General features: G+C 44.2%; 33 protein-coding genes. All 33 read left to right on the forward strand.

Going from position 1 to position 20301, the window contains the following annotated elements; genetic code table 11:
• Window positions 1-10: 10 nt before the first annotated feature.
• The 33 genes from NQ503_RS08615 to NQ503_RS08775 all read left to right on the forward strand — a co-directional run bounded on the left by NQ503_RS08615 (window position 11) and on the right by NQ503_RS08775 (window position 20289).
• Window positions 11-211, forward strand: a complete 201-nt coding sequence (locus tag NQ503_RS08615) for a helix-turn-helix domain-containing protein (RefSeq protein WP_022426977.1) — start codon at window positions 11-13, stop codon at window positions 209-211.
• Between the two features lie 49 nt (window positions 212-260).
• Window positions 261-581: a hypothetical protein gene (locus NQ503_RS08620; protein WP_005422897.1), complete on the forward strand. Its 321-nt coding sequence runs from the start codon at window positions 261-263 to the stop codon at window positions 579-581.
• Window positions 578-781 (forward strand): hypothetical protein, encoded by a 204-nt coding sequence (locus NQ503_RS08625; protein ID WP_005422896.1) that lies wholly within the window; start codon window positions 578-580, stop codon window positions 779-781. The genes NQ503_RS08620 and NQ503_RS08625 overlap by 4 nt, the downstream gene beginning before the upstream one ends.
• A 12-nt stretch (window positions 782-793) precedes the next feature.
• Entirely contained in the window at window positions 794-1150 is a 357-nt protein-coding gene (locus tag NQ503_RS08630) for a hypothetical protein (RefSeq protein ID WP_005422894.1), read from the forward strand.
• A 280-nt stretch (window positions 1151-1430) separates the two neighbouring features.
• Window positions 1431-2213 (forward strand): hypothetical protein, encoded by a 783-nt coding sequence (locus NQ503_RS08635; RefSeq protein WP_005422892.1) that lies wholly within the window; start codon window positions 1431-1433, stop codon window positions 2211-2213.
• A gap of 252 nt (window positions 2214-2465) precedes the next feature.
• Window positions 2466-3374, forward strand: a complete 909-nt coding sequence (locus NQ503_RS08640) for a rolling circle replication-associated protein (protein ID WP_005422891.1) — start codon at window positions 2466-2468, stop codon at window positions 3372-3374.
• The gene (locus tag NQ503_RS08645; RefSeq protein ID WP_005422889.1) at window positions 3355-4215 is read left to right on the forward strand and encodes a transglycosylase SLT domain-containing protein; all 861 of its coding nucleotides are present in this window, start codon (window positions 3355-3357) and stop codon (window positions 4213-4215) included. Before NQ503_RS08640 ends, NQ503_RS08645 begins: the two co-directional genes overlap by 20 nt.
• A gap of 112 nt (window positions 4216-4327) precedes the next feature.
• Entirely contained in the window at window positions 4328-4795 is a 468-nt protein-coding gene (locus tag NQ503_RS08650; RefSeq protein ID WP_242650126.1) for a VRR-NUC domain-containing protein, read from the forward strand.
• Complete coding sequence (locus NQ503_RS08655) at window positions 4774-4986, forward strand: hypothetical protein (RefSeq protein WP_005422884.1); 213 nt, start codon at window positions 4774-4776, stop codon at window positions 4984-4986. Before NQ503_RS08650 ends, NQ503_RS08655 begins: the two co-directional genes overlap by 22 nt.
• Window positions 4922-5215, forward strand: coding sequence for a hypothetical protein (locus NQ503_RS08660; protein WP_226861596.1), 294 nt, complete (start codon window positions 4922-4924; stop codon window positions 5213-5215). Before NQ503_RS08655 ends, NQ503_RS08660 begins: the two co-directional genes overlap by 65 nt.
• Window positions 5216-5227: 12 nt before the next feature.
• On the forward strand, window positions 5228-6007 hold the full coding sequence (locus NQ503_RS08665) for a ParA family protein (RefSeq protein ID WP_005422881.1): 780 nt from the start codon (window positions 5228-5230) through the stop codon (window positions 6005-6007).
• A 2-nt stretch (window positions 6008-6009) separates the two neighbouring features.
• Complete coding sequence (locus NQ503_RS08670) at window positions 6010-6390, forward strand: hypothetical protein (protein WP_005422879.1); 381 nt, start codon at window positions 6010-6012, stop codon at window positions 6388-6390.
• A gap of 2 nt (window positions 6391-6392) precedes the next feature.
• Window positions 6393-7760, forward strand: coding sequence for a ParB/RepB/Spo0J family partition protein (locus NQ503_RS08675; protein WP_259892423.1), 1368 nt, complete (start codon window positions 6393-6395; stop codon window positions 7758-7760).
• Entirely contained in the window at window positions 7760-8032 is a 273-nt protein-coding gene (locus tag NQ503_RS08680) for a hypothetical protein (protein WP_005422876.1), read from the forward strand. The genes NQ503_RS08675 and NQ503_RS08680 overlap by 1 nt, the downstream gene beginning before the upstream one ends.
• A gap of 14 nt (window positions 8033-8046) precedes the next feature.
• A complete protein-coding gene (locus NQ503_RS08685) occupies window positions 8047-8424 on the forward strand; it encodes a hypothetical protein (protein WP_005422875.1) in 378 nt (125 codons plus the stop codon).
• Complete coding sequence (locus NQ503_RS08690; RefSeq protein WP_005422874.1) at window positions 8421-8612, forward strand: hypothetical protein; 192 nt, start codon at window positions 8421-8423, stop codon at window positions 8610-8612. Before NQ503_RS08685 ends, NQ503_RS08690 begins: the two co-directional genes overlap by 4 nt.
• Window positions 8584-9129: a type II toxin-antitoxin system PemK/MazF family toxin gene (locus NQ503_RS08695; RefSeq protein WP_259892426.1), complete on the forward strand. Its 546-nt coding sequence runs from the start codon at window positions 8584-8586 to the stop codon at window positions 9127-9129. The genes NQ503_RS08690 and NQ503_RS08695 overlap by 29 nt, the downstream gene beginning before the upstream one ends.
• A 108-nt stretch (window positions 9130-9237) precedes the next feature.
• A complete protein-coding gene (locus tag NQ503_RS08700) occupies window positions 9238-9672 on the forward strand; it encodes a single-stranded DNA-binding protein (RefSeq protein ID WP_005422861.1) in 435 nt (144 codons plus the stop codon).
• Between the two features lie 23 nt (window positions 9673-9695).
• Window positions 9696-10313: a hypothetical protein gene (locus NQ503_RS08705; protein WP_005422860.1), complete on the forward strand. Its 618-nt coding sequence runs from the start codon at window positions 9696-9698 to the stop codon at window positions 10311-10313.
• Between the two features lie 15 nt (window positions 10314-10328).
• Window positions 10329-10829: a hypothetical protein gene (locus tag NQ503_RS08710; RefSeq protein ID WP_049940368.1), complete on the forward strand. Its 501-nt coding sequence runs from the start codon at window positions 10329-10331 to the stop codon at window positions 10827-10829.
• A gap of 231 nt (window positions 10830-11060) precedes the next feature.
• Window positions 11061-11528, forward strand: a complete 468-nt coding sequence (locus tag NQ503_RS08715; RefSeq protein WP_022426993.1) for a hypothetical protein — start codon at window positions 11061-11063, stop codon at window positions 11526-11528.
• 123 nt (window positions 11529-11651) lie between these two features.
• Window positions 11652-12179 carry a phage terminase small subunit P27 family gene (locus NQ503_RS08720; RefSeq protein ID WP_005422857.1) on the forward strand — a complete coding sequence of 176 codons (528 nt, stop codon included), beginning with the start codon at window positions 11652-11654 and terminating at the stop codon, window positions 12177-12179.
• Window positions 12172-13926 carry a terminase large subunit gene (locus tag NQ503_RS08725; RefSeq protein WP_242650125.1) on the forward strand — a complete coding sequence of 585 codons (1755 nt, stop codon included), beginning with the start codon at window positions 12172-12174 and terminating at the stop codon, window positions 13924-13926. Before NQ503_RS08720 ends, NQ503_RS08725 begins: the two co-directional genes overlap by 8 nt.
• Window positions 13927-13974: 48 nt before the next feature.
• Complete coding sequence (locus NQ503_RS08730) at window positions 13975-15348, forward strand: phage portal protein (protein WP_005422854.1); 1374 nt, start codon at window positions 13975-13977, stop codon at window positions 15346-15348.
• Entirely contained in the window at window positions 15338-16096 is a 759-nt protein-coding gene (locus tag NQ503_RS08735) for a head maturation protease, ClpP-related (RefSeq protein WP_005422853.1), read from the forward strand. The genes NQ503_RS08730 and NQ503_RS08735 overlap by 11 nt, the downstream gene beginning before the upstream one ends.
• A gap of 13 nt (window positions 16097-16109) precedes the next feature.
• Window positions 16110-17351, forward strand: coding sequence for a phage major capsid protein (locus tag NQ503_RS08740; protein ID WP_005422852.1), 1242 nt, complete (start codon window positions 16110-16112; stop codon window positions 17349-17351).
• A 20-nt stretch (window positions 17352-17371) separates the two neighbouring features.
• Window positions 17372-17659: a head-tail connector protein gene (locus tag NQ503_RS08745; RefSeq protein WP_005422851.1), complete on the forward strand. Its 288-nt coding sequence runs from the start codon at window positions 17372-17374 to the stop codon at window positions 17657-17659.
• Window position 17660: 1 nt separating this feature from the next.
• Window positions 17661-17984: a phage head closure protein gene (locus tag NQ503_RS08750; RefSeq protein ID WP_005422850.1), complete on the forward strand. Its 324-nt coding sequence runs from the start codon at window positions 17661-17663 to the stop codon at window positions 17982-17984.
• A 15-nt stretch (window positions 17985-17999) separates the two neighbouring features.
• Window positions 18000-18431, forward strand: a complete 432-nt coding sequence (locus NQ503_RS08755; RefSeq protein WP_005422849.1) for an HK97-gp10 family putative phage morphogenesis protein — start codon at window positions 18000-18002, stop codon at window positions 18429-18431.
• Window positions 18432-18435: 4 nt separating this feature from the next.
• Window positions 18436-18792: a hypothetical protein gene (locus tag NQ503_RS08760; RefSeq protein ID WP_044925009.1), complete on the forward strand. Its 357-nt coding sequence runs from the start codon at window positions 18436-18438 to the stop codon at window positions 18790-18792.
• Window positions 18793-18794: 2 nt separating this feature from the next.
• Window positions 18795-19406: a major tail protein gene (locus NQ503_RS08765; RefSeq protein WP_005422847.1), complete on the forward strand. Its 612-nt coding sequence runs from the start codon at window positions 18795-18797 to the stop codon at window positions 19404-19406.
• Window positions 19407-19423: 17 nt separating this feature from the next.
• Window positions 19424-19774, forward strand: a complete 351-nt coding sequence (gpG, locus tag NQ503_RS08770; protein WP_005422846.1) for a phage tail assembly chaperone G — start codon at window positions 19424-19426, stop codon at window positions 19772-19774.
• Window positions 19774-20289 carry a hypothetical protein gene (locus NQ503_RS08775; RefSeq protein ID WP_005422843.1) on the forward strand — a complete coding sequence of 172 codons (516 nt, stop codon included), beginning with the start codon at window positions 19774-19776 and terminating at the stop codon, window positions 20287-20289. The genes gpG and NQ503_RS08775 overlap by 1 nt, the downstream gene beginning before the upstream one ends.
• The last annotated feature ends 12 nt before the right edge of the window (window positions 20290-20301 follow it).

Genomic DNA, 20301 nt, shown 5'->3' on the forward strand with positions numbered 1-20301 from the left:
GAATGAGAACGTGGCAAGGAAATATAAAAGATTGAATTATGAAGACCGAAAAGCCATTGAAGCGATGTGCAAACAGGGAAAGCGTGCAGAAGAGATAGCGGAAGCAATGGACGTTCACAGAGCCACCATCTACCACGAACTGAAAAGGGGTGGCGCAGAAAATGGAAACCGAAAGCAGTACAGCGCAGACATGGCACAGAAGGCAATATAATTTATTCCCCGAAAAGGATCGGGGAAGTACATATGAAAGGCGGAAGAATATGAAGCTGAATATTAAAAAATTTATGATGACAGAAATGGGCGGAGAACTGGAAGAAACGATCAAAGCGTGGGATCAGGCACTGGAAGAAAGAAGAAAAGCGACGCCGGGAATTGGCGATCCAGATCAGGGGCTGGGCTTCGGATACTGGGATCGTACCTGTAAAAGCTGTCAGGACAGATGGGAAGTTTTCAAGTTAGCAATCAGACAGTTTTATGGAATTGAATTCAACTTTACACGGACAGATGAATACTTCGGAATTTGCAACGATGATGAAACTATCTGGCTGATGAAAGAGAACAGAGAGGAGGAACGACAGTGACAAAGAAAAGATCGACTGACATCCGGACATGTCCCGTGTGCAGACATCCGGTGAAACGAAGTGACATGCAGTTCACACGGGACTGCAACGGGATCACGTTCAGACTGGTTTGCCGGGACTGCTACGATCAGCTAATGGCGAAAGGCTATGACGGGGAATATTACACAGAAGCAGATGAAAATATTGATTATGACTATTAAGAAGGTGAAGGGATGTACATTTTATCACAGGACAAAACACGGATTTATAACATGTCCGGTCACATAGAAGGAATCGGATACGAAGAATCAAAAGACTACAAGCAAAGAAAAACTGAAAATATCAGACATACGATTCAGGTGTTTGACGGATGTGCAGAGGAGATCGCGGAGTTCAAAACGAAAGAAGATTGTATGCTGGTGATATATGCAATCTTTAAGGGAATGGAACAGGATAGCAAGGCAGTAGAGATTCCGACACAGGAAGAAATGGAAAAACAAAAAGATCTGATCAAACAGCTTGCGGAAGCGGGGCAGGAAGTGGCAGCAGGCATCGAAGATCTTCTGAAAGAAATGTTCAACGGGGAGTAAAGCCGAAACGGGGTGCAAGCCCCGTCCGGTCACGATGGCAACGTGATCGCTGACGATGGCAAGCTGATAGCCGTCCGATGAACACTGTGGAAAAATAGCGGCGGGCATAGACTGCCAGAATTCTATGCGGATGTTCAACAGGTTTTCAGATGCTTTTTAATGTGAAAAGCATCAACGCAGCGTCAGATGTTGCCGGAAGGGATGTGGTGATATATATGACTGCGCTGGATGGGCGCAGATTTGATTATACCGGAAGGCAGTACATAGAAAGGATTTAAGAATGGGAAAAAGAAAAATCGAATGCAATAACAAATCATGCAAACATCATGTTTATGACGGGAAGCGTGACACTTGTATTGTACTTGATGAAGCAGGAAAGTGTCAGTCATTTGAAAAAGGGTTTGCATATTATTTTCACATTGTATGGAATGCATTGGGAAACAAAAATTTTATTGATGCAATAGAAGTGAAACAAAAACCAGATCTGAAGATAGGCATGTATTATGTGATGGAATGTTATGGGTTGGGATTTTCTGAAATGGAATGGGGAACATGTCGAATGCTACTTCTGAAAGATGGAGAAGAAGGGAAACCGTTGAATTACGAAGAAATTGTTAAACGGGAAATCGACATGGAGAAATTCAGAAAACATCTTGCAGACTTTAATGCTGGAATAATGCCGGGGCAAGGAGAAGATCAAAGCAAGCAGAGGGAAAGCAAAGTACAACATAAGGAATTCGGGTGGCTATCGCCTGAAGGAACCTTTACAGAATCACCATTCGGAACGCATGAAGAGTCAGCGGAAATGATATGCGAAAGAAAAGGCTTTGTCGATGAATACTGGAAATGGGTAAAAGAAAATGGAGATAACGAAATCGGACATTTGATGCGCGATTTTTTATCGGAAGTAAAAGGATACTGCTTGATTCATAACCCCACAGGATGCGGAGGGTATATCGTGACAAATATGAAAAGTTTGACCAAAAGACAAAAAGAATTTTTGTACGGATACTTTATGGACATGGGTGACAGATTCAAAACAGAACAATTTATCAAGGAGTAATGACATGACAGTGAGCGTCAGGAAGGCGATGCAGGACGTTAGAAAAGTAGGGTAATATAAAAAGCCCTCTGGTATGCTTGGCGGCACCAGAAGGCTTCACAGTGGCTTCAGGACGATGCCCGAAAACCATAGTACACATCAAAAATATTGTACACCGGACAGCCTGAAAAGTCAATGAATCCGCGCTTTTCTGGACTTCCTAAAACGACCTTGTAATGGATACTAACAATTCAACTAAAGGAAGTAAAGGGAATGAGAAAGAAAAGAAGGAAGGCTGTATATGTCCCTTACGACTATGAAGCAGCATACATGAATAGTCTGGATAAGATGGAGGAAGCAAACGAAGAAAGGATCCTGAAGGAAGGCAAGGTGAAAAGCATCTATGCAACGAAGGAGATCCGATCAGGTGATCAGCTGGAAGTGGAAATCTATCCAGAATTTACAAAGGGACAGAAAGATCAGATCCCGGATGAAGGGAAGAGAAAAAGACAAAGACAAGCACAGAAGAATCTGAATGATAAAAACAGTAAAAAGATGTGCGAAAGGGTGATCGGTGAGAACTTCACAGATAGAGATATATGGGCGACATTCACATACACGGATGACAATATGCCTGCTTCGATGGAAGTGGCAACGAAGAACATGCAGAACTATATCAGGCGACTGAATTATCAGCGGAAGAAGCAGGGATTGAGTAATGCAAGATATGTGTATGTCACAGAATGCAGTGAAAAAGGACGCTGGCATCATCACATCGTTATGGATGGCGATGTGGATATGGACACGGTTGAAGCGGTCTGGAATCTTGGAAAAAGAAATGAAATCAGAAGGCTTCAGAGGGATGAAAACGGTCTGGTCGGAATGGCAAGGTACATCACGAAAGAGAAAAGCAAGAAAGGCAAGTATCAAAAGACATGGTGTGCATCAAAGGGACTGCGGAAACCGAAAGAAAAAGTCAATCATTACAAAACAAAACAGAAGGATGTGGACAGGATCGTAAAAGGAGATCTGAACGTCTGCGATTATTTGATGAAATGGTATGGCGATAAATATGATTTTGCTGAAGCAGAAGTGAAATATAACACGTTCAACGGCAGGTTCTACATATACGGGCGGATGCGGTTGAGGAAAGGAACGGCACATGACAAGGGCAAGAAGTAGGAGAACGGCACGAAGAAAGATCAAAAGACTGATCAGGAAGACTTTGAAGATCGTATGTGCTGTATGGGATTTCATTGCAAGGCATCCGGCAATGCTTGCGATGCCGCTGATCATTTTCCTGCTGGTGTTGACAATACAAATGCACGAATTTGAAAAGCAGGTGCAGGCGTGGGATCAGGAGATCCGGCAGCAGCAGGAACAGATCGAAGAATTGTATGATCGGCAGGATCCAGTGGAGCAGACAGACATGACGGATGTATATGGATGCAAAAGTCTGTACGGTACATATGATTTTCCGTGGAATACAATGTCGCAGGACTGGGGGAGCGATCAAGTGACAGGATTTTACTATCATGAAATATCTGAAGAATGCAAGGCGGCAGGCGGAGAGTTACCGACGATCATTCAGGTATACACATACATTGTATGCGAACAGAATGGCGTCGATTATGAAATGGTTTTTGCATTGATCGAACAGGAATCCCGATGCAGATGGGACGCTGAAGGCGACAATGGAACGTCAATCGGTTTGATGCAGGTGTCGGAAAAATGGCATATGCAAAGGATGGAAGAACTGGGAGCGTATGACTTGAAGAATCCATATCAGAATGTGCTGGTTGGCGTGAATTATCTGTCAGAAATCCAGAACGATCTTCGTGGAACAGTACCAGATGAAGATCTTCCGTACTATACACTGGCAGTTTACAACTACGGGAAGCAGGGCGCAAAAGCGAATCTGTGGGATCAGGGCGTTGTGAAGTATACATACAACACGAAGATTATGGATCGAGCGCAGCAGCTGAAGGAAGAGAAAAAGAAAGCAGAGGAGGGATGCGGATGATCAGGAACATCACGAAGAAGATCAGGCACATGATCCGTATGATCATGATCCGGCAATGTCATCACTGCTGCCTGTTCTGCAAATATTGGAACATATGCAAGGAGGAAGAAGAGTGAATCGAAGATATGCAAGAAGAAGCGAGGATACAGAGCAGATGAGCGTCATGGACTGGGCGCGATGGAATCAAAACGCGCATCCGGAACTGGAACTGCTGCATCATTGTCCGAATGGGGGGAGCCGCAACAAAGCGGAAGCAGTGAAGTTGAAACAGATGGGCGTGAAAACTGGAATTCCGGATCTATGTCTTCCGGTTCCGATGGGGATGTACAGCGGTTTGTATATTGAAATGAAATACGACGCCGGAAGACTGGAAGACAGCCAGAAGAAGATGCTGAAGGCACTGGCGGCAGCAGGACATTACTGCACAGTTTGTTATGGGGCAGAAGAAGCGATCCGGGTGCTGCAAGAATATATCAACCTGAAGAAAATTGATACTGGAAACAGAGAAGATACAATGTCAGAACAGAACTTGATGGTCAGAAAGAACGGGAAAGTGAAATGTATTATTTTCAAAGAGTAGAAGAAAGATCAAAACAGGCAAGGAAAGCACTGAAGAACTGCGAACTGGCACAAAGGCAGAAAAAATTCGGATTCAAGGAAGCAGTGATCAGCAGCCGCGGAGAATGTACCGGGTGCAGAAATCCGGATGACGGAACGCTGGATCGGAAGTGCAAGCGTTGCCAGTATAACGAATACTATGAAGCGAAGTGATTATGCTTTTCCTTGCGGCGGCTGCATCTGCAATCACTGCGCGAACAATTTATACAGCGAAGATAAAACGGCAGGGGAAGCAAAGATATTTTGCGATGCCTGCGAGTGGTGCAGATGGTATGACGGAGATACGAAGAATCCGGATAAATGGAAACAGGAATGCGATGAATATATCATCACGGAGGAACAGGCAAAAAGAAACAGAAAAAAATTCAAAATTGTGAAATAGGAGGTACACATCATGAAAACAATCGCAATTATGAACCAGAAGGGCGGAATCGGCAAAACAATGACGGCGGCTTCGATCGCCTACCTGCTGGGAGAAGAACAGGGAAAGAAGGTGCTGTTGGTTGATGCGGATCAGCAGGGCAATGTATCAATGTTGTATGACAGATACAAACCGGAAGGGATCGGGATGTCCGAATTACTGGAAAGACACAGAAGCGTAGGGGGATCTTACAAGACAACAGATCTGATCCAGACAACACCGTATCACAATGTTGACATCATCACAGCGAATGGGTATTTGATGCGGACTAACATGAACCTGTTGCTGAACGAAAAAGAAGATCAGATCCTTCGCTTTGCGGCTGCAATGCTGGAAGTACAGGATGTATATGATTATTGCGTGGTTGATTGTGGGTTGCTGCTGGATATGACCGTGACGAATGTTCTGGTGGCGACAGATCTTGTGATCCTTCCGGTTAAGATCGGCGGATTTGAAATTGAAGCAATCGCAAACATGGATGAACAGCTGGAAGATCTGCGAAGCCTGAATAACAGGATTCGCATGAAGATTTTAATGACTATGCGGCAGAAGAACCAGACAAGCCTTCAGGTGGAAGCGTGGCTGAAAGAATCATCTGGACAGGATTGCTTCGTGACGGCTGTTAGAAGATCCATCATTGCGGAAAAGGCAACCATGCAGCGCGTGCCGCTTCCGAAGTTTTCTAAAAATTGCATTGTTACGCAGGACTATCGAAACGTTGTGACGGAACTGCTGAAAGATATGGAGGGATAGACATGGAAATTGATGGACAGGTAACGATCAGCCTGAAGACATTTAACCAGCTTCAGAACAGGGCAAAGCAGGCGGACGAACTGAAAAAGAAAATGCAGGATCTGCAAGAGGAGATCACAGACATTATTGATCAGATTGACGAATCGGAAGCGGAACCGATCTTTCGTGAAATTGATGATAGTAATATGACGGATAAACAGATACAGAAAAGGTTCGATGAAGCGATTGCGAAGTTTAGGATCATTCTGGATCCGGAGAAGACAAAGCGTTTGATTCAGAAGTACATAGAAAAAGACAGAAGTGATTCACACGCGGATGTGAAGAACGCAAGCCGGAATGTGCTGGAACAGATAACGATCACGATGAAAGCAGAGGAGGAATAAACATGGCAGCAGGATGGAGCGTAATGGATGCCTTAAATAAAAACAGCAAGGCAGCAGCAGAAGAGAAACCGAAAGCAAGATTCCGGACACGGGACATTAGCATCCGGAAGATTTACAGCAATGACAGAAATTTTTATTCGATGCCGGGAATTGAACAGCTGGCACAGGAGATCTTGGCGGTTGGTCTGATGGAAAATATGACAGTGGCATATGCACCGTGTGAACGCGGAGAATATAAGATCATCGCCGGGGAAAGAAGATGGCGCGCATTGAATTTGTTACTGGAAAAGGGATATGAAGATTTTGAAACGGTGACATGCCAGATCAAAAGCGCAGCTGAAGAGAATGAAGAAATGGTACAGCTGATCATTGCGAATGCGTATCGTGACAAGACGATCGTGGACATGTTGGAAGAGGAAAAACGCCTGAAGGAATCGCTTCAGTACATGAAAGATAATGGATTGACGCTTCAGGGGTACAAACTGGACAGCGGACGTCTGCGTGATGTGATCGCTTCAATCATGAACACGACAGGAACGAAGATTGCACAGATTGAAAGTATTAACAAGCATTTGATTCCGGAATTTTCGGCAGAACTGAAAGAAGGTCGCCTGACCTTCTCAGCAGCATATGAAATTAGCGGAATGGCAGAGGATAAGCAGATGGAACTGCTGGAAAAGTACAAAGAAGGCGGACTGTCATTAAAAGAAGTGAAACAGGCAAAGAAAGAGATCGAAGAAGCAGCAGAGAAAGCAGAAATTCCGGGACAGATGAATTTGCCGGAAGATCCGGAGGAATGGGAGCAGGAGGAAGCAGAAGAGGAGCAGGAAGAAGAATGGCAGCAGGCACATCCGGAAAGCATCACATCACTTTGCTATTCATGCCAGCGATATTCAGAATGCAACGTGAAAACAGGGACATGTCAGGACTGTGATCGTTATGTTGATAAGGCGGAAGCTGAAAAGACGCCGGAACAGCGATATGACGAGGAACAGGCGGCAATCGACAGGAAAACGGCGAAAAAGCTGACTGAAATGGAGCAGGAAGAAAAGATGCAGAACCTGCCTTCGGATGAAAAGAAAGCGCGGATGATGCGAGTGTCAGCGGAATTATTAAAAGACATCAAAGAAGGAAAGATCCGCCACATGATTGTGAAAGAGGATCAGGCAGGATACAAAGAAAAGGACATTTTGACACTGCTTGCATTCCGTGATGGAAGATCAACAGGTGAACAGATGCGTGTATGCATCACATGCGCCGACGATGCACAGACATCCAGTGCGATCATTGAAGGATATGCTGTCATCGGGATTATGGATGTCTACGATGCGGAAGCATTGGGGCTGATTGACTTGGAGGATGAAGACTGATGGCAGATAAAAACAAATTTGTAAAACCGGAATTAAAGAAATACAGCGCGAAGAAGCTGTTGACACAGGATAGATTGATGAATGCCATGATCGGTATCAGAGAAATTCAGACAAAGCTATGGGAAACGATGCCGGATGATCAGTACGAAAAGCTGGAACCGGAATTTGACACAGCGATCGCTGCAATGATGGCGCATATGTGCGGGGTGATGCCTGCACACGCGCAGCCGGATCAGGAAAACAGTCAAGATATCCTGATGCCTGCAACATAGGAAAGGAGAACGACATGGAAAAGAAATTCAATGAAGAAGTGTACAGAAACGGATCAGAAGTTGTTTGCGACGCCTGCGGATCTGTAATTAAACACATAAATGTGAAAGCAAGGATCATCGCAAGACAGGCGGAAGGATTTAACGTGACAGAACAGTATTTTGCCTGCCAGGAATGCGGGAAGAAATACACAGTGCTGATTGTAGATCATGAAATGCAGTTCTTGATTCAGAAGCGGCAGCAGGTGGAACGACAGATCAAACTGCATAGACAGATCCGAAGTCGGGCGCAGACGATCCAGCGTCTGGTCACAAAGATTGAAAAGATCAAGAAGCAGCAGGAAGAAAGAATGATTATGCTGAAGGAACAATACAAGGAGGAAATCGGATCATGATGCAGATGAACATCGAAAGAATGATAAATGCAACAGGATCGTTGCTGATCTGGCTTGTGATGATACTGGCAGCAGTGATTCTTGCAGGTCTGATCATAATTGCAGCAAAGGCAATCAGTCAGGGTATTAAAGATATGGACAGGAAAGGAGAAAGGAAAGATGCAGATAACAACACTTCCGAAAGATGATGTAAAAAGAGGAGAAATCTATTATATAAGCCGGGGAGGATACAACACAGGAAGCGAACAGCAGGCAGACAGACCGGGCGTGATCGTCAGTAATGATAAAAATAATAAAAATAGTCAGACATTGGAAGTTGTATATTTGACAACGCAGCCGAAGAATGAACTTCCGACACATTGCACGATTCGATCAACAGGGCGCGTCAGCACTGTTTTGTGTGAACAGATCCACACAGTCGCTGTGGAACACATTGGGAAATACATCGGAGTGTGTACAGCGCAGGAGATGCAGAACATCGACATAGGGCTGATGATCTCGATCGGTTTAGGCGATGGGGGGGCGACAAAGGACAAAACAGTTGTCGCTGATCAGAAAGAAGAGAAAAAAGCAGAGGAGAAAAAGACGGAAACGAAAGTCCAGATGGAAACAAACGAAGAACTGATCAAGGCAAGGACGGAAAGAGATATATTCAAGAAGCTGTATGAACAGATGACCGAAAGGCTGTTAGAAAGGCGAGAATGAGCAAAACACAGATTGTACTTGCGACAGGGGAAGTATACGACGTTGAAGACAAAGGAGAAAGAAGAATACTAATTCCGGTGGGATGCATAAAGCAGGAGGAAGAAAAGCATGAACAAAGTGATTTTAATGGGACGTTTAACACGGGATCCGCAGGTGAGATACACACAGGGGCAGGATTCAATGGCGATTGCAAGGTTTACACTTGCGGTCGATAGAAGAGGAAGAAAACAGGAAGGTCAGCAAGATGTTGACTTTCCTTCTTGCGTTGCTTTTGGGAAAAGTGCGGAATTTGTGGAAAAGTATGTGCATCAGGGAACGAAGATTGTATTGACTGGGCGGATCCAGACGGGAAGCTACACAAATAAAGACAATATCAAAGTATACACGACGGAAGTGATCGCGGAAGACATTGAATTCGCAGAAAGCAAAGCGGCAGCAGAGGGATCCGGCGGAGCAGGAGGACATCAAAAACCGGAGCAGACGGAAAACGATGGATTTATGAATATACCGGAAGGCATCGACGAAGAATTGCCTTTCAATTAGGCAAAAAGGAAGGATGTGACGATATGGGGCTGAAAGAAGCGTTTAGAAAAGTGGGACAGGTGATCGAAGAAACAAAAATGAAGATCGGAATGAAAAAATACAAAAAAGGCGGAATTCAGGTCGAAGAAAAAGACCAGAAGCCGGAAATGGTAATTCCTATAAATGATATTCCGCTACCGGAAGAAAAAAGGGAAACAGAAGATGCAGAAATCCGAAAAATCGAAGATCTTCCGGCATATGAAGACAGAAAATTTTATATTGCGGCTAAAATGCAGGTTGAACCGGAGGAAGTGGAAAAAGTGATCAGAAAAACGGAAGCAGAATGGAATCTGTCGCCAGATAAGGCGGCAGAAACATTGAAAATGATCAGTGATGCAGCCGTGAAGCTGAATATGGCATTTGCAGAAATGATGGAGAATATACGGCGGGTGGCTGACAAAATATCAGAGGTTTTCAGACGTATACATGAAAATAATACGATGACAGAAACACAGATCAGAAAAAGAGAATTATGGCGGCGATATTATGAGGAGAAAAGCCGGATGTCAAACAATGAGCGCAGAAGGCGAGGAATACCGATGGTAAAACGACCAAAACGGCAGCAGTATAGACCGCCGAAAAAGAAGACGACAAAAGGATAATAAAGGAAGGATGGTGTGGCAAATATGGAGCAGGAAAAGGAAAAGAATGAAGAAACCTTCGTGAAGAAGGTGGTGCAGACAGCACTGGAAGCGGAAAGACAGATCCGCAGGCAGCAGGTACTACACAACACACGGATGCTGATGGAAGAATACATCGAAATGAAAAGACATATTGAAAGCGCAGTATCAGAGGAAGAAGAACTGAAGGAAGAACAGTATGATATATTCAGAGGAGAAGGCGCACATCTTGGAAGTGTTCGCAGATCAAAAATGAAGACAGCGATGATGATTGCGAATATTGACAGAGCAATGGAAGAACTGCGGGCAGAATATGAAACGAAAGAAATGACATACAAATACGATGCCTTTAAGATGCATTATATTGATGGGGCATCGTATGAAGAGATTGCAGACATCCAGAACTGCGGAAAGAACACACCGTCCAGATGGTCAAAAGAATTGATCAGGAAAATGTCAGTGAAGTTATTCGGGATAGATGGCGTTGAAAAATATTAAAAAGAAATCCTTTTTGCTTTTCTTTTTGGGGAAAAGTTGGGGAAAAGCTGGGGTTTTAATGGTGGGATGAAAGATGTAAACTGATAGCGTGGAAAGTTGCAAGAAGCGATTGTACAGAAATGTGCAGTCGCTTTTTTATTGCCATTTCCACACCCTTCTGAACACTGCGACGGGCATCTGCAAAGATGCCTGCGTGCAGTGTGTATATAGCACGAAAGAAGGTGATACATAGTGCTATTACACAGATGTAAATGCGGGGCATTGATACCGCAGGAATTACGCCTGTGTCCGGACTGTGAAGCAAAGGAAAGCGACAAGATGTCAAGGCATATGGAATACAATCTGCGCCGAAGAAATAAGAAAGCAGCGGCTTTCTATGTGTCGGCGGAATGGCGCAAAGTACGGGCGTTTGCACTGTCTTTATATGACAGCTTGGACATGTATGCGTACTATGTTCAACACAAGATTGTTGTGGCTGACATGGTACACCACATCACGGAGATAGAAGAAGACTGGACACAACGCTTGAACGTGGAAAACCTATTCCCGTTAAGCAATGGAAACCACGGGATCATCAGTGCGCTGTACAAGAAGGATGAAGCAACGAAAAGACAGACACAGGAGTTGCTGCGGAACATTATCCAGCAGCACTGGAAAGGGGTAGGGGGTATCGAAAAAGTTTTGACCGGGCTGGATTAGTCGCGCCCCCTCTATTCTGTGGAGAAAACTCCCCACGGAAATTTCAGATATAAGGGCAAACGGTCATGTGTCAGATTCTGACACAATCCGCAAGGAAAAGCAGCGGGAAAGGAGGTCGATATAATGGCAGGACAACGACAGCCGATCGCGCTGGTACAAGCAAAAGGGAAGAAACATCTGACAAAGGCAGAGATCGCAGAAAGAGAACAGACGGAAGTGAAAGCACCGTCGGACAGAGTGACGCCGCCGTCATACCTGACAGCTACGCAGAAAAAGGCATTCAGAAAAACGGTGAAAGAACTGCGGGCGATCGACCTGATTTCAAACTTGGACGTGGAAGCACTGGCGCGGTTAGTGATCGCACAGGAGAAATACAGAGAAGTGACAGAAACGATCGCAAAGCAGCCACTGATGGTAACTGTGGCATACGACACAGGGAAAAAAGATGCAGAAGGCTATCCGATCATGGCAGAACATGAGGTTGTGAACAGTCAGGTGGAACGTCTGGCGATCATTCAGGACAGGTATTTCAAACAGTGCCGACAGGGTGCAGCAGATTTTGGACTGACAGTATCGTCAAGATGCCGCCTGATTATTCCAAAAGCACCGGAAGCACCGAAGACAAACAAATTTAAAGACAAGTTTGCGTGATGATGCGATGCAGGACAGAACGACACAGTACGCTGCGGATGTCCTTGCGGGAAAAATAATTGCCGGGGATCTGGTAAAACTTGCCTGCAAGCGTCATCTGGACGACATCGAAAAGTCAAAGGCTGCGCCATATAAATACTATTTTGATGTGGAGCAGGCGGAAAGAATCATTGAATTCGCTGAAACATTGACCATCGCAGAAGGCGAAGAGGAAGAACAGGTCGAATGTTACGCATTCCAGTGTTTTATTCTCGGAAATCTGAACGGATGGCGGACAAAAACAGGCGGACACAGAAGATTCCGAACATCATATGTGCAACTTGGAAGACAGAACGGTAAATCTTTTCTGAATGGAATTCTGGCTGCATATTACGGAAATTTTGAGAAGTACAAATACGGTCAGATATACTGCACAGCAACGAAAAAAGATCAGTCGCTGATCGTATTCAATGAAATTGTGAAGTTTATCCGGTCGGATCATGATCTGGATGAGTGTTTCAACATACACGAACACAACAGCACAATAGATTGTTTACTGACACATAGCAAAATAAAGGCGCTTTCAGGAGATACGAAGTCAATCGACGGATTCCGCCCGTATCTTGGAATTGTCGATGAATACCATGCACACAAAAACGACCAGATGTACAAACTTCTGGAAGGCGGAATCAAGAAGATGAAATCTGCGCTGATCAGTGTGATCACGACAGCAGGGTTCGATCTGAAGTCACCATGTTATGCATTGTATGAATATTGCGTGAAGGTGCTGAAAGGCATTGCACACAATGATTCACAGTTCATATACATCGCACAAATGGATGAAACAGACGACATGTGGACGCCGAAGAACTGGATCAAGGCGAATCCGATCCTGCAATATGATCTGGAAGCACTTGAAAACATGATTCCGATTGCTGAAACAGCGAAAGAAATGGGCGGATCCAGTTTGCGCGATTTCATTGTGAAACAGCTGAACATGTGGATTCAATGGACGAATGATGTCTATCTGAAAGACATGGAATTGTGGCAAAATGGCGCGACAAAGAAGACACTAGAGGATTTTCGGGGACAGAAGTGCTATGTGGGGCTGGATCTTTCTGCTGGTGGAGATTTGACATCACTGGCGATCGTATTTCCATTCTTGAAAGATGATGTCAGAAAATATTTTGTTCATGCACACAGTTTCATACCGAAAAGAAGGGTTGAAGAACATATCAAAACAGACCGGACGGAATATGACTTATGGATCCGCGACGGACTTGTGACGGTAACAGAAACGATGGGCGGGGTAAAAACTGACTATCGGTATATTTTAACCTACTTGGAAAAAATCATCACCGATTATGAACTGGATGTGCAATTTATTCTTTACGATCCGCATAATGCGTCAGCTTTCTTGACGGATCTGGAAGCGTTGGGATTCGACAGCGTGGCTGTAACACAGTCAGCAAAAGCACTGAATGATGCAACGGTTGACTTCAGACTTGAAATTGAATCAGGAAATGTGGAACACGATGGAAACGCGATGATCAAATGGTCGATCGCGAATGCAAAGACAACTTCCAACAGTTTCGGAGAAATCAAGATCGACAAAGAGTATCAGACAGAACGAATCGACGTGATAGATGCGATCATTGACGCATGGACAGCTGCAATGAAAGGCGAAGTGAAACAGAATACAGCAGAATCGGTCGAAGAATGGCTGAAACTATATGAAGCAAGTAAGAAAAAACAGGCGAGGGGGTGATGCGGGTTGAATGTATGGCAGAAGTTCAAAGGATGGATTGCAAAAAAAATGAACTTCACCGTGGAAACATCACCAGCGATGAAGGAAGAATCATTTCTTGAATGGCTTGGTGTGAAAAGAAAAAACAAGGATGTGATGGCGGAAGTAACGTACTTCACATGTTTGAAAATGATGTCTGAAACGCTGGCAAAAATACCGTGGAAATATTATCAAAAAACTGAAAAAGGGATCATTGAACCAGAACTGTCGGATGTTGCGAAACTGCTGAAAAACAGACCGAATCCGTTTATGACGCCCACAGCTTTCTGGAATGCCGTGGAAATGAACCGAAATCACTTCGGAAATGCGTATGTATATGTCAGGTCGAAGTTCAAAAGAAAAAAATACGGCGGAGAATACAAAGTCATGGACTTGTGGATTATGCCGTCGAACTGCGTGCAGATTGTAGTGGATGATGAAGGATACTTCGGAGGAAGAGGAAAGATCTGGTATGTCTACAACGATAAATACAGCGGGCAGCAATATGTGTTCGGGACAGATGAAGTTCTGCATTTCAAGACATCACACAGCTTGGATGGTATTACGGGGCTTCCTGTGCAGGCGATATTGAAGACGACTGTGGAGGGCGCAGCGGCATCACAGGACTATCTGAACAGCTTATATGAAAGCGGACTGACTGGGAAAGCAACACTGGAATACACAGGAGATCTGAACAAAGATTTAAAAGAAAAACTGGTGCAGGCATTTGAAGAATTCGGATCAGGCGCAAAAAATGCAGGAAAAATCATTCCGGTTCCGCTTGGGATGAAGCTGACGCCACTGGATATTAAACTTTCGGACAGTCAGTTCATCGAACTAAAGAAATATTCAGCACTTCAGATCGCAGCTGCATTCGGAATCAAGCCGAATCAGATCAATGATTACACAAAATCTTCGTACAGCAACAGCGAAATGCAGCAGTTGTCATTCCTAACAGACACGATGCTTTTTGTATTAAAGCAGTACGAAGAAGAGGTCAATTATAAGTTATTGACAGATGAAGAAGCCTTCAGCGAAGGAAAATATTACAAACTGAATGAAAAAGTTCTGCTAAGAACTGACAGCAAGACACAGATGGAGATTTTCGCAACAGGTGTCCAGAATGGAATTCAAAAAGTGAATGAATGCCGACGAAAACTGGATCTGATGGATGCAGAAGGCGGTGATCAGCTGATCGTGAACGGAAATTATATTCCGATCACAGAAGTTGGAAAGCAGTACGAAAAAGCGGGAAATGCACAGCAGCAAAGCGTGCTTCCTATACAGCCGGAAACGGATCAGAAAACGCAGAAGGATCTGGAAGAAGGAGATCAGGCAGACACGACCGGAACAGAACCTGATGAAAAAGAATCGCAGGAAGGAGGGAAAAACGATGAAGAATAAATTCAATTTTTCACGGAGAAATCCAAAAACAAAGAAGATTGAAAATACTGGATTTATGGAATTCAGAAATGTATCGAATAATGCAGCAGACCTGTATATATACGGTGACATTGTTTCTTCAACATGGGAAGCATGGTGCGATGAAGATACATGCCCGCAGGATATATCGGATTTTATGAATCAGATTGAACCGGGGGCTGAACTGACGGTGTACATCAACAGTGGCGGTGGTGACGTATTTGCCGGGATAGCGATTCACAGCATTTTATCACGGCATACCGGACATAAAACAGGCATCGTGGACGGAATGGCTGCGTCGATCGCATCCGTGATCCTGATGGCTTGTGATTCGATTGTAATGTCATCGGGAGCGCAGATCATGATTCACAAACCGCTGTCATGGGCATATGGAAATGCGGATGATTTTCAGCGGCTGATCAGTGAACTGGATAAATGTCAGAAAAGCATCACGGACATATATATGGGACGAGTGAAAGAAGGCGTGACAGAAGAACAAGTCACAGATCTGATCAATGCCGAAACATGGATGACGGCAGAGGAAGCAAAGGAAATCTTCGATGTGCAGATCGAAGAACGTCCAGCGGTCGCCGCCTGTGTTGGCTGGATGATGGAGAATTTCAAAAAAGCACCAGAAGGCATTAAAACACAAAGCGCAGATGATGTGACGGCGAAGATTACAGCCGAAGAAGAAGCAATCATCGAAGAAATGGAACTTTTCGGAATCTAAGGAGGAAAACAGAATGAGCAAAGCAGCAAGGGCATTGCTGAAGAAGATCAATGACAAGAAAAATGCGATCAGAGGTCTTCAGGGGCAGGGAAAAACACAGGAAATGAAGGATCAGATGGCGGAACTTCGTGAGATGCAGGAAGAATTCGACATGCTGATGGAAATGGAAGAAGACGATGACGATGGTATCAAGGATTCTTTGCACAATGGGAAGGTGAAGGAAATTGAAGATGGTCAGAAGTCTAAAAAGTACAGCAAAGCGCAGGTGTGCAAAGCGTTTGTAAACAGGATCGTATGTGGTCTTCGTAAACGTGCTATGCCGGAAGAAGATCAGGAGATCATGGACAGCTTCAAAAACATGATGAAGGAAGGCGTAGACGAGGATGGAGGTTTTACGGTTCCGGAGGATGTAAGCACAGACATCATTGAACTGCGCCGTACAGAAAACGATCTGGAACAGTACGTCAATGTCGAAAAGGTAGCGACAATGAGTGGATCCCGTGTGATCGAAGTTGATGCAGACAGTACACCTTGGGGCGACGTGGATGAAGGTGGAGAATTCGGAGAGGAAGAAACACCGAACCTGAAACAGATCAAGTATGCAATCAAGAAAAAGGGCGGAATTCTGAAGACAACACGCGAACTGCTTCAGGACACTGCTACGAATATCCTTGCATATCTGAATAAGTGGATCGCAAAGAAGTCAAGAGCGACAAGAAATGCTGCAATTCTGAATGTGATTAACACAATCACAAAAGGAAAAGAAGTTGCGGTTGCGACTTTTGATGATTTCAAAGATGTATTCAACGTGAAGCTGGATCCGGCGATTGCAGTAAGTTCTATTGTATTGACGAATCAGGATGGCTTTAACTACATGGACAAGCTGAAGGATAAGGATGGCAAGTACATCATGCAGCCGGATCCGGCAGATGCAACAAAGACACTTCTTTTTGGCAAGTATCCGGTAAAGGTTGTGAGCAATAAGACACTGAAAAGCACAAATGTATTAAAAGGCGGAACAGGATCTGACAAAAACGATGTGACTGGCTACAAATATCCGGTATACATGGGAGATCTGAAGGAAGCTGTTACCTTGTTTGACCGTGAGAAAATGACGATCGAACTTTCTACTGAAGCGGGAGATCTGTGGGCGAAGGATCTGACGGGAATCAAGGTTCGTGACAGATTTGACGTTCAGCCTGTCGATGAAACTGCGGTTGTTAAAGGAGAAATCAGCGTTGCTGTGGCTGGCTAACAAAAAAGGGGCGTGATGATATGAGCCTAAAGGAATTGAAACAGTATCTGCGCGTCGATTATACAGACGATGACAGCATGATCGAACTAATGCATGATGCTGTCATCGACGAAATGAAGGAACTGATTCCGTCATTCGATCCGGAAAAGCCAACAAATAGGCAGAAAATACTGATCTGTTCGTATGTGAAGGAATTATACGATCACAGGGATCGAATGTACAACAACGGGAAAATCACATCTGATTCAACGGAACGCATCAGGTACGCGATTCAGTCAATGATGCTGAAAGAAACGTTAAGGGGATAGCATGGCAACAGCAAGGATCAAATTTTATAAGCGAAACAAAAGTCTGGAAAACGGACGGCAGCAGGAAAAAGAACCGACACTGTTTTATGAAGCATGGTGTGAGATCAGAAACCTTTACGGGCAGGAATTGTACGAAGCACTGGATGTCAGGCTGGAAAATGCAATCGTATTTGAAGTGAGATATTGCAGACGTATAAAAGAGATTAAAGTACATGCAAAAGATTTCTTGATCGAATTTGAAGGCGACAGATATGACATTTATGCAACGGATTTCAAACAAAATGACAGGCAGTATGTGCAACTGAAAGCCAACAGACACGACTGACAGGAGGAAATAGAGATGGAAATATCGTTCCGATTTGAAGGATTTGAGGAAGTACAGCGTGGTGTGGAAGCCCTGTCGTCAAGTGCTGAAATCGGAGCGATCAATAAAAAAATATTTCAGAGATCCGCCGATATTACAGAACCGAAGATGAAGGCACACATGGCAAGATCTGCTGACAATTCGAAGTCAGGACGGAATGGATACAGACCGCCGGGACATGCGCGGGACAACATTCCTAAGAAGGTAACGACCAAAAAAGGCGAAGTCGGATGGGAATTGAATGGCGACGCGCAAAACTGGTTTTACATGAAGTTTGTGGAGTGGGGGACATCGAAAATGCCGCCGCGGGACTTCCTGAACAATACGAAATCGGAGTGTGAAAGTGAATATCACATGATAGCTGATCAAGAGTACCAGAAAGCATTAAACGAAAAACTGGGAGGATAAAACAGTGGATGTTATTGGATTGGCAGCGGAAGCATTGAAGCCGATTTCGGATGAAGGAACAATCGTACAGCAAGGATGGTATGACGAAAGCCTGAAACGGCTTCATGTGACACTGTGGAAGCTACGAGACACAGAAGATGCACATTCAGATGATGAATGTGAAATTGAAGCAGCAAGCATACAAGTGAATATCTGGTCGCGGAGCGATCAGCAGACGCTTGTGAAAAGAATAAAAAGACTGATGAAGAAAAACGGATTTCTATTTCAGGAAGGAAATGATCAGACTGAAACAGATACGGGGATCTTTATCAATGCGATGCGATTTTTGATTTTGAAAGAAGCAGAGGAAACGGAGGAATAAACATGGCAGGAGAAAAAGAAAAGATCGTGCGAAGCAGGACTGTATCGTTCAGAGATATTCATATCGCAAAAGTTACAACGAATACAGAAACAGAATACACGGCAGAAACACCGTCAAAGCTGGCACGCGCGATCACGGGAAAGATCAGCGATGAATTTGAAACTGAAAAAATTTACAGTGATGATTCGGTTGAAGATGTAAACATGTCATATAAAGGGACAAGCGTGGAACTGGAAGTGAACAGTTTGGCACCGCAGGATAAGTCGCAGGTGTTCGGGCATCTGTATGAAAAAGGCTTCCTGATTAAGACGAAGGATGACAAAGCACCGGAACTTGCGCTTGGATGGCGTGCGAAGAAGCTGAATGGCAAGTATGAATTCAAATGGCTGTACTGTGGAAGATTCGGTCAGGGATTTGAAGATAATTACGAAACAGAAGGGGAAACAAAAACAACGCAGACAGCAACATTGAAGGGCGATTTTTATGCCCGTCAGATGGATGGAAGATATGAATGCAGCGTTGATGAAAGCAATCTTCTTGCGGAACATACAGAAGCAGCGGCAGCGATCAAAGACTGGTTTTCAAAAGTTCAGGAAAAACCGGATGCAGCATAAAACAGGAGGGAAAAGAAATGGCAGCAGCTAAAACAAAGAAAAGATCAATTATCATCGGCAACAAAGAATATACGATGCCGCAGAAGATGTCCACGATGGCATATTTGCGCTATCTGGAAGTGCGCGACAGCATTATGGACACAGAAGCGAAACAGGCGTTGTACACAAGACAGCAGTTCATGGATATGATGGACGTTATTGTTGAAATGTACGGAAACCAGTTCACAACAGATGACATGCTGGATGCTGAAACCGGAATGACACCGGATTCGATCGTGATGGAATTTGCATTGATGGATGTATCAGTGGGTGAAAAGGTTGATAAAAGAACGGAAGACTTCGCGAAAAATTTTACAAATGGCAAGTGATGCCGGAACTGATCTTGTCGTGTGGACACAAAGAATATGTCTGCACGACGATTTCAGTGGAAATGTATCGCAGATATACGGAAATCATGGAACGGAATGACAGTGATTCGATCAGTGATGCTTTTGAAGCGAATACGAAGATCTTAATGACAGTATTCGGAGCAAGACAGCGGGAGGTGGAAGAAGCCGATCCGGAAGATGTATTGTCAGCTGTGAAAGAAATCCATTTCATGATGCAGGATGTGATCACGAAGAAATTTCTGGATCTTAATCCAGAACATCCTGAAAAGATACAGAAAGAAAAATCTGCTTTCGACGAATATGACGAAGAAAATGGATATAACGATGAAGATCCGGGTGAAAACCTGTGGAAGATATGCAGGGAAAATGTGGATCGGATAGTGAAGATCTGTATCAATCTTATGAAAAACTCATATCAGCAGTGCATAGAAGCGGACATCATGAGCCTTTTAGATCATGCGGCATTCGAGATTAGGACGGTCGATGAGAAGTAAAGAAAGGAACGC

This window comes from Blautia obeum ATCC 29174 (genome assembly GCF_025147765.1).
GTDB classification, from domain to species: Bacteria; Bacillota; Clostridia; order Lachnospirales; family Lachnospiraceae; genus Blautia_A; species Blautia_A obeum.

Excerpts from the sequence above, each read along its gene's own strand:
- gpG (WP_005422846.1), top strand. The coding sequence starts at position 19,424 with ATGGCAGCAGCTAAAACAAAGAAAAGATCAATTATCATCGGCAACAAA.
- NQ503_RS08640 (WP_005422891.1), top strand. The coding sequence starts at position 2,466 with ATGAGAAAGAAAAGAAGGAAGGCTGTATATGTCCCTTACGACTATGAA.
- NQ503_RS08705 (WP_005422860.1), top strand. The coding sequence starts at position 9,696 with ATGGGGCTGAAAGAAGCGTTTAGAAAAGTGGGACAGGTGATCGAAGAA.
- NQ503_RS08680 (WP_005422876.1), top strand. The coding sequence starts at position 7,760 with ATGGCAGATAAAAACAAATTTGTAAAACCGGAATTAAAGAAATACAGC.
- NQ503_RS08630 (WP_005422894.1), top strand. The coding sequence starts at position 794 with ATGTACATTTTATCACAGGACAAAACACGGATTTATAACATGTCCGGT.
- NQ503_RS08755 (WP_005422849.1), top strand. The coding sequence starts at position 18,000 with ATGGAAATATCGTTCCGATTTGAAGGATTTGAGGAAGTACAGCGTGGT.
- NQ503_RS08690 (WP_005422874.1), top strand. The coding sequence starts at position 8,421 with ATGATGCAGATGAACATCGAAAGAATGATAAATGCAACAGGATCGTTG.
- NQ503_RS08765 (WP_005422847.1), top strand. The coding sequence starts at position 18,795 with ATGGCAGGAGAAAAAGAAAAGATCGTGCGAAGCAGGACTGTATCGTTC.
- NQ503_RS08735 (WP_005422853.1), top strand. The coding sequence starts at position 15,338 with ATGAAGAATAAATTCAATTTTTCACGGAGAAATCCAAAAACAAAGAAG.
- NQ503_RS08750 (WP_005422850.1), top strand. The coding sequence starts at position 17,661 with ATGGCAACAGCAAGGATCAAATTTTATAAGCGAAACAAAAGTCTGGAA.
- NQ503_RS08685 (WP_005422875.1), top strand. The coding sequence starts at position 8,047 with ATGGAAAAGAAATTCAATGAAGAAGTGTACAGAAACGGATCAGAAGTT.
- NQ503_RS08745 (WP_005422851.1), top strand. The coding sequence starts at position 17,372 with ATGAGCCTAAAGGAATTGAAACAGTATCTGCGCGTCGATTATACAGAC.
- NQ503_RS08635 (WP_005422892.1), top strand. The coding sequence starts at position 1,431 with ATGGGAAAAAGAAAAATCGAATGCAATAACAAATCATGCAAACATCAT.
- NQ503_RS08665 (WP_005422881.1), top strand. The coding sequence starts at position 5,228 with ATGAAAACAATCGCAATTATGAACCAGAAGGGCGGAATCGGCAAAACA.
- NQ503_RS08675 (WP_259892423.1), top strand. The coding sequence starts at position 6,393 with ATGGCAGCAGGATGGAGCGTAATGGATGCCTTAAATAAAAACAGCAAG.
- NQ503_RS08720 (WP_005422857.1), top strand. The coding sequence starts at position 11,652 with ATGGCAGGACAACGACAGCCGATCGCGCTGGTACAAGCAAAAGGGAAG.
- NQ503_RS08700 (WP_005422861.1), top strand. The coding sequence starts at position 9,238 with ATGAACAAAGTGATTTTAATGGGACGTTTAACACGGGATCCGCAGGTG.
- NQ503_RS08695 (WP_259892426.1), top strand. The coding sequence starts at position 8,584 with ATGCAGATAACAACACTTCCGAAAGATGATGTAAAAAGAGGAGAAATC.
- NQ503_RS08775 (WP_005422843.1), top strand. The coding sequence starts at position 19,774 with ATGCCGGAACTGATCTTGTCGTGTGGACACAAAGAATATGTCTGCACG.
- NQ503_RS08670 (WP_005422879.1), top strand. The coding sequence starts at position 6,010 with ATGGAAATTGATGGACAGGTAACGATCAGCCTGAAGACATTTAACCAG.
- NQ503_RS08645 (WP_005422889.1), top strand. The coding sequence starts at position 3,355 with ATGACAAGGGCAAGAAGTAGGAGAACGGCACGAAGAAAGATCAAAAGA.
- NQ503_RS08620 (WP_005422897.1), top strand. The coding sequence starts at position 261 with ATGAAGCTGAATATTAAAAAATTTATGATGACAGAAATGGGCGGAGAA.
- NQ503_RS08740 (WP_005422852.1), top strand. The coding sequence starts at position 16,110 with ATGAGCAAAGCAGCAAGGGCATTGCTGAAGAAGATCAATGACAAGAAA.
- NQ503_RS08655 (WP_005422884.1), top strand. The coding sequence starts at position 4,774 with ATGTATTATTTTCAAAGAGTAGAAGAAAGATCAAAACAGGCAAGGAAA.
- NQ503_RS08660 (WP_226861596.1), top strand. The coding sequence starts at position 4,922 with ATGACGGAACGCTGGATCGGAAGTGCAAGCGTTGCCAGTATAACGAAT.
- NQ503_RS08730 (WP_005422854.1), top strand. The coding sequence starts at position 13,975 with ATGAACTTCACCGTGGAAACATCACCAGCGATGAAGGAAGAATCATTT.